Source organism: Streptomyces diastatochromogenes, assembly GCF_002242805.1.
In the GTDB taxonomy this organism is placed as follows: domain Bacteria; phylum Actinomycetota; class Actinomycetes; order Streptomycetales; family Streptomycetaceae; genus Streptomyces; species Streptomyces diastatochromogenes.
In genome coordinates, this window is record NZ_MCGQ01000013.1 from 526909 (window position 1) to 534149 (window position 7241).

The window sequence follows — 7241 nt, forward strand, 5'->3', positions numbered from 1 at the left end:
GGTGTTGTCGGGTTGTGGTCTGTTATGTTTGATTGTGTTGAGTGATTGGGTGCGGGACACACCCCTGGTGGGCTGAACAAGGAGTCCGGCGTGAAGAAGACCTCGACCCTGCTGGCCGACGGTCGTGAGCTGATCTACTACGACCTTCGGGACGACACCGTGCGGGACGCCGTCGACCGCCGCCCGCTGGACCGTACGATCACCACGTCCGAGGTCCGCCGCGATGTGCTGCTCGGCGACTCGGTGGCGATCGCCTCCCACCGGCAGGGCCGCACCTACCATCCGCCGGCCGACGAGTGCCCGCTGTGCCCCACGCAGGGCGAGCGGCTGAGCGAGATCCCGGACTCCTCGTACGACGCCGTCGTCTTCGAGAACCGCTTCCCCTCGCTGGCCGGCGACTCCGGCCGCTGCGAGGTCGTCTGCTTCACCTCCGACCACGACGCCTCCTTCGCCGACCTCACCGAGGAGCAGGCCCGCCTGGTGCTGGACGCCTGGACGGACCGCACCTCGGAGCTGTCGCATCTGCCCTCCGTCGAGCAGGTGTTCTGTTTCGAGAACCGGGGTGAAGAGATCGGCGTGACCCTCGGACACCCGCACGGTCAGATCTACGCCTACCCCTTCACCACGCCCCGCACCGCGCTGATGCTCCGCTCGCTCGCCGCCCACAAGGAGGCGACCGGCGGGGAGAACCTGTTCGACGCCATCGTGGAACAGGAACTCGCCGGGGAGCGGGTCGTCCTTGAGGGTGAACACTGGGTGGCCTTCGTGCCCTATGCGGCGCACTGGCCGTACGAGGTCCACCTGTACCCGAAGCGCCGCGTCCCCGATCTGCTCGCGCTCGACGAGGCGGCACGCACAGAATTCCCCCAGATCTATCTGGAACTCTTGAGGCGCTTCGACCGGATCTTCGGCGAAGGTGAGCCCCCCACGCCCTACATCGCGGCCTGGCACCAGGCCCCGTTCGGCGCGCTGGAGGAGTTCGACGGTGTGACGCGGGACGATTTCGCGCTCCACCTCGAGCTTTTCACCATCCGCCGCACTTCCGGCAAGCTGAAGTTTCTCGCGGGTTCCGAGTCCGGCATGAGCGTGTTCATCAACGACGTGCCGCCGGAGCGCGCGGCCGAGCGACTGCGAGAGGTAGCGAGTTCATGAAGTACCTGGTGACGGGTGGGGCGGGGTACGTCGGCAGCGTGGTCGCCCAGCACCTGCTGGAGGCCGGCCACGAGGTCACCGTCCTCGACAACCTCTCCACGGGTTTCCGCGAGGGCGTGCCCGCCGGTGCCGCCTTCGTCGAGGGCGACATCCGCGACGCCGCCAAGTGGCTCGACGCCTCCTACGACGGCGTGCTGCACTTCGCCGCCTCCTCGCAGGTCGGCGAGTCGGTGGTGAAGCCCGAGAAGTACTGGGACAACAACGTGGCCGGCTCCATGGCCCTGCTCGGCGCGATGCGCGAGGCGGGCGTCCGCAAGCTGGTCTTCTCCTCCACGGCGGCCACCTACGGCGAGCCGGAGCAGGTCCCGATCGTGGAGAGCGCCCCGACGAAGCCGACCAACCCCTACGGCGCCACCAAGCTCGCCGTCGACCACATGATCACCAGCGAGGCGAACGCCCACGGCCTGGCCGCGGTGTCCCTGCGCTACTTCAACGTGGCCGGCGCCTACGGGGCGTACGGCGAGCGCCACGACCCCGAGTCGCACCTGATCCCGCTGGTCCTCCAGGTGGCCCAGGGCCGCCGCGACGCGATCTCGATCTACGGCGACGACTACGCGACCCCCGACGGCACCTGCGTCCGCGACTACATCCACGTCGCGGACCTGGCGGAGGCCCACCTGCTGGCCCTGACGGCAGCGCAGCCGGGCGAGCACCTGATCTGCAACCTCGGCAACGGCAGCGGCTTCTCCGTCCGCGAGGTCATCGACACCGTCCGCAAGGTCACCGGTCACCCGATCCCCGAGGTGGTCGCACCGCGCCGCGGCGGGGACCCGGCGGTCCTGGTCGCCTCGGCGGACACGGCCCGCGAGAAGCTGGGCTGGAACCCGTCCCGCGCGGACCTCGCGGGGATCGTCGCGGACGCGTGGGAGTTCACGCGGCACATCGAGAAGTCTGCAAGGGAGCAGTAGTGGGGGCACAGCAGGTCCGGGAGCGCTTCGCCGAGCTGTACGGCGCCGAGCCGGAGGGCGTCTGGGCGGCGCCCGGCCGGGTCAACCTCATCGGCGAGCACACCGACTACAACGACGGCTTCGTGATGCCCTTCGCGTTGCCGCACCAGGCCACCGCGGCGGTCTCCCGCCGCACCGACGGCGTCCTGCGCCTGCACTCGGCGGACGTCGAGGGCGGGATCGTGGAGCTGCGGCTGGACGCGCTCGCCCCGCAGAGCGACGAGAACTGGACGGCGTACCCGGCGGGCGTGGTCTGGGCGCTGCGCCAGGCGGGCCACGAGATCACCGGCGCGGACATCCACCTGTCCTCCACGGTCCCGACCGGCGCCGGCCTGTCCTCCTCCGCGTCCCTGGAGGTCGTGATCGCGCTCGCGCTGGGCGACCTGTACGACCTCGGTCTGCAGCGCTGGCAGCTGGCCCGCCTGTGCCAGCGCGCCGAGAACGTCTACGTCGGCGCGCCGACCGGGATCATGGACCAGACGGCCTCGGCCTGCTGCGAGTCCGGGCACGCCCTGTTCCTCGACACCCGCGACCTGTCCCAGCAGCAGATCCCCTTCGACCTCGCGGCCGAGGGCCTGCGCCTGCTGGTGGTCGACACGCAGGTCAAGCACGCCCACAGCGGCGGCGAGTACGGCAAGCGCCGGGCCGGCTGCGAGAAGGGCGCGGCCCTGCTCGGCGTGGACGCCCTGCGCGACGTCGCCTACGCCGACCTCGACGCGGCTCTCGCCCGCCTCGGCGACGAGGAGGAGGTCGTCCGCCTGGTCCGGCACGTCGTCACCGAGGACCAGCGGGTGGAGCGCGTGGTGGCCCTCCTCCGCGCCGGCGAGACCCGCGCCATCGGCCCGGTCCTCACCGAGGGCCACGCCTCCCTCCGCGACGACTTCCGCATCTCATGCCCGGAGCTGGACCTGGTCGTCGACACCGCCCTCGCGAACGGCGCGCTCGGCGCCCGTATGACCGGCGGCGGCTTCGGCGGCTCGGCGATCGTCCTCGCGGAGGCCAACGACGTGGACACCCTCACCAAGGCGGTCGAGGAGGCCTTCGCCGTGGCCGGTTTCACGGCCCCGCGTGTCTTCGAGGCGGTGCCTTCGGCGGGGGCGCGGCGGGTGAACTGACGGCATCGGTTCCCGCGGCCCACACCGGCCCCGTACGCGATCGACGTGTACGGGGCCGGTGTCGTCGTTCCCCGGCCCCGGCCGAACTGCCGAGCCCCCGCAGGGCACTTGGGAGTGGCCGGTAATGTACATGGCCATCACCGCAGCGCCGGTGCACCAGGAGACACGGGGGAGAACACCTATGGCGTGGGACGAGTGGGAACAGCTGAAGACCACGGCGGCCGACCGGCATTCCACCCGGATGCAGCTCAACCAGTACCCGGCCGACCAGGGAGGCGGCGGCACCCAGGGAGACCTCGTAGTGGGGCACAAGGACCTGGAGGCGGTCGGCAAGGCGGCCCATGACCTGTTCAACGACTTCACCACCTACAGCGGCCACGCGCGCGTGGCCTCCGAGGCGGCCGCGGGCGGACTCAAGGGCGAGGGTTTCGCCCTGGGAGACGCGCTGGACCATGTGACGCAGCGCTGGAACGAGCAGACCAAGACCCTGCTGGACGCCTGCGCCCACATCTCCAACCACCTCCGCTCCACCCAGAACCAGCACGCAGCCGACGACTCCTACATCGCCGGCACGGTCAGCAGCATCGCCACGCTCGACGAGGGCTTCGACGACCGGAAGGGCCACTGACGCCGATGGACCTCGACGCTCTGCGCCACGGAAACTTCGCCAAGCTCGGTGAAGCGGTCACCGACTGGGAACAGATGACGAGGAAACTCGCCGACCTGCAGAAGGACGCCGAGAACAACCTCAAGGCCAAGGCCGACACGGCCAAGTGGGCGGGGGTGAACGCCACCGTCACCCGCGAGTTCATCGACAAGACCGCCGCCGAGTTCGCCGACGCGCACACCCAGGCCGACTCCATCACCAAGATCCTCAGCGACACACGCGGCGAACTCATCGGCTACCGCACCCAGCTGAACGACGCGATCAGGCGGGCCTCGGAGCAGAACCTGACCGTGGTCGACACCGGCTGCGGCACGTTCACCGTCGCCGGGAACACCCGGCCCGACTGGGCGTCCGACCCCAGCGGAAACACCGGCGTGACGGACCAGAAGGTGGTCGACGCCTTCCGCGACGAGATCCAGGGCATCCTGTCCAAGGCGACGGAGAGCGACACCAGCGCCGCGAAGGTCCTGAGGCTCCTGGTCGACCAGGCCAAGTACGGCTTCGCCGACGCCTCCTACGCCGACCGGGACGAGGCGGCCAAGGCCGTCGCCGCCGCGGAGAAGCTGGCGAAGATGGCCGAGAACCCGGACGACATGAGCCTCGACGACATCGCCGCCTTCAACCGCACGATGGGGCAGTACCACGACGACCCCCTGTTCGCCGAGCAGTTCGCGACCCGCCTGGGGCCCAAGAAGACGCTCCAGTTCTGGACCGAGATGAGCTACACCCACGCCGGCGCGCGGGGCTCGGAACTCGACACGATGAAGGACCTGCAGAGCAACCTGAGCATGACGCTGGCCACGGCGTCCTTCTCGGACTCGGACGCGATGAAGGACTGGAAGAAGGACCTCCTCGCCGAGACCAACACCAACTTCCGCGCCGACAAGTCGCCCAGCCCGATCGGCGCCCTCGGCTCCCAGGTCATCAGCAGCCTCATGCGCCAGGGCCAGTACGACACCGAGTTCCTCGACGACTACCGCCAGAAGCTGTTCAAGCAGGACAGGGGAGCGGGAGAGTCGAACACCGACGACCTGTGGGTCAAGGGCTACGACGCGACGGACCTCGTCTTCGGCGACGGCAACGGCCGGGACCCGCTGGAGGGACTGTTCGACGGCCTCTCCCACAACCCCGAGGCGGCCGAGCACGCATTCGAGTCCAAGGCGGACCTGGACCACATGCTCGGCACCACCAAGTACACGGACCGCGGAGAGTCCCTCGGGCACGCCCTGGAGGCCGCGGTCACCGGGGTCGCCAACGGCGACACCTCCTCCATGGCCCCGCCGCACAGCGCGGACCAGGTCAAGATCATGGGCAACATCATGCAGGCGGTGGCCGATCCCGACGGGGGCGCGGACCTGGTGACCAAGGGGCTGGGCGAGAGCTTCGGGGACATGTCGGCTTCCTATATGCCGGAGATCAGCCAGGCCCTGGCCGGTCCCAACTCGGGCTCCGCCTTCCTCACGAACAGTGAGGATCCCGGTGCTTTCCAGGGAAAGCACGTCCCCGATGTGGTGAGGTTCCTTTCCGCGACATCCGCCGACCCGGCGGGCCGGGCCGGGATCATTTACGGCGAGAGCATCTACACCGGCAGCCTCCTCGAATCACACCTTTCCGACCCTTCCCTGTTCCACGGCTCCCGTGAGCACGTGCTCCAGGACATCGGCAGGAACGCGGGCATCATCGAGGGCATCGTCGGGCATTCCGTGGCGGACGGCGAAGTCAAGGCCGCCGTCGACGGAGAGTCGGACTACAACGACGCCCTGAAGCAGAAGGGGGACGCCGCCAAGACCTGGGTCAACATCGGTTTGACCGGCCTCAAGCTCCCCGAGCATCTCGGCGGAGAGGTCATGGGGTCCGTGGTCGGGGGCGCGGCCGGTGCCGTTGCCGGCGGGGCCGTCGACCGTCTGATCGAAGGCCAGCAGATGCACGGCGCCAAGGACCAGGGGTTGTACGCGAGCGCCAAGGACCTGTATGCGATGCGGGATTCCGTCAACCAGCAGACACAGTGGTCGACCGAGGACGCGCTCGCTCGGCACCATGTGAACCTGCCCAAGGACGACGCCGACGACCTCATCCGCAATTCCGTCAACGTGGGCTGGGACCAGAGCAGTGAGTACTTGAGCAATACGAAGGAGCGGCCCTAGTGGAAAAGTCACAGACGAGCCGAACGAGAGTCATCCTTCTGTTCTTCGTGGCTCTCGGACTCTTCTGCGGCGCTGGGTGGCTCTTCCTGAACAAAGGCCTCTATCTGCTCCCGGACAAGATGTGTGAAGGCACCCTCAAACGGGACATGGTCAAGCAGGTGCTGCCCCGGGCGCAATCGGCCGACAGCGGCTCCGACAGCCAGGGCGCGGGGGACGACCTGTCTTTCTGGTGTCACGTCACCACCAGCGATGACGTGTCCCTCTCCGGGGAGGCGCGGGTCCAGTCCGTCTCCCAGCAGCAATGGCTCGACAACTATCGGGGGTCCGGAGCCCGGCATCGGATCATCCACGTCTCCGTGGGCGACATAGAAGGTCTGGCTCAGATCGATCCCGGTACGGACACGGCGTCGGTGTACGTGCCCTGTGTACCTCCCGCCGTCCCTTCCCACAACGCCTCCGAGCCCTACGCGGTCATCGGCGAGACCCGGGTCTACGGAAGCGCCAAGGCCACGGGCGTGCCGTTGCGGCAGGCTCTGACCGACTTCGCCTACCAACTTTCCCAGCACGCCTACAAACTGGCCGAGTGCAAGGCTCCCCGCGACTTTCCCGCGGAACTGCCCCGCTACAAGGACCAGTGATGAACGACGACGAGATACGTTCCCGCTTCGACGGCCGGGGGCACGTCGAGATCCAGGGCGCCGTGTCGGTGAAGGCCCGGGCCGAGGCGATCGCGCACGCGCTCGGGTACGTGCTGATCTCCACCGAGCAGCTCCGCGGCGCGGGTTATGTGCTGCTCGGGTATCGCGGCCCCGTCACCCTGCGGCTGCTCTTCCGGCGCGACGACGACCCCCGGGCCCGCCGCCGGGCGGAGCAGACCATCGAGCGGCTGCGGGCGGGCGGCCCGGTGCTGGCGGACGACGAACCGTCGTTGCCCCCGCCGCCACCGCCGGCCCCGGCACCGCCCCTCACCCCCCGGCCGCCGGCCCCCCGCCCCCGCCGCTCGATGGAACCCCAGCCGCCGCCACCGGTGGGCCCGCCGGCGCGCAGGATCCCGCCCCGGCCGCCCTACCCGCCCCCGCCCTCGCCACCTCCGCCGCCCCCTCCGGCGGAGTGACCCTTCGTCACCCCAGCCGCTTCGTCAGCGTGTACTCCGTGA

General features: G+C 69.4%; 7 protein-coding genes. All 7 read left to right on the top strand.

Annotated features, from left to right (window positions below):
• Positions 1-90: 90 nt before the first annotated feature.
• A complete protein-coding gene (galT, locus tag BEK98_RS17225) occupies positions 91-1152 on the top strand; it encodes a galactose-1-phosphate uridylyltransferase (protein ID WP_094217393.1) in 1062 nt (353 codons plus the stop codon).
• Positions 1149-2120, top strand: coding sequence for a UDP-glucose 4-epimerase GalE (gene galE / locus BEK98_RS17230; RefSeq protein ID WP_094217394.1), 972 nt, complete (start codon positions 1149-1151; stop codon positions 2118-2120). Before galT ends, galE begins: the two co-directional genes overlap by 4 nt.
• A complete protein-coding gene (gene galK / locus BEK98_RS17235; protein WP_094217395.1) occupies positions 2120-3274 on the top strand; it encodes a galactokinase in 1155 nt (384 codons plus the stop codon). The genes galE and galK overlap by 1 nt, the downstream gene beginning before the upstream one ends.
• A 181-nt stretch (positions 3275-3455) precedes the next feature.
• On the top strand, positions 3456-3902 hold the full coding sequence (locus tag BEK98_RS17240) for a hypothetical protein (RefSeq protein WP_094217396.1): 447 nt from the start codon (positions 3456-3458) through the stop codon (positions 3900-3902).
• A gap of 5 nt (positions 3903-3907) precedes the next feature.
• Positions 3908-6085 carry a hypothetical protein gene (locus tag BEK98_RS17245; protein ID WP_094217397.1) on the top strand — a complete coding sequence of 726 codons (2178 nt, stop codon included), beginning with the start codon at positions 3908-3910 and terminating at the stop codon, positions 6083-6085.
• 47 nt (positions 6086-6132) lie between these two features.
• A complete protein-coding gene (locus BEK98_RS17250) occupies positions 6133-6723 on the top strand; it encodes a hypothetical protein (RefSeq protein ID WP_143684124.1) in 591 nt (196 codons plus the stop codon).
• Complete coding sequence (locus BEK98_RS17255) at positions 6723-7199, top strand: hypothetical protein (protein WP_094217399.1); 477 nt, start codon at positions 6723-6725, stop codon at positions 7197-7199. The genes BEK98_RS17250 and BEK98_RS17255 overlap by 1 nt, the downstream gene beginning before the upstream one ends.
• Positions 7200-7241: the final 42 nt, after the last annotated feature.

Excerpts from the sequence above, each read along its gene's own strand:
- BEK98_RS17255 (WP_094217399.1), top strand. The coding sequence starts at position 6,723 with ATGAACGACGACGAGATACGTTCCCGCTTCGACGGCCGGGGGCACGTC.
- BEK98_RS17245 (WP_094217397.1), top strand. The coding sequence starts at position 3,908 with ATGGACCTCGACGCTCTGCGCCACGGAAACTTCGCCAAGCTCGGTGAA.
- BEK98_RS17240 (WP_094217396.1), top strand. The coding sequence starts at position 3,456 with ATGGCGTGGGACGAGTGGGAACAGCTGAAGACCACGGCGGCCGACCGG.
- galE (WP_094217394.1), top strand. The coding sequence starts at position 1,149 with ATGAAGTACCTGGTGACGGGTGGGGCGGGGTACGTCGGCAGCGTGGTC.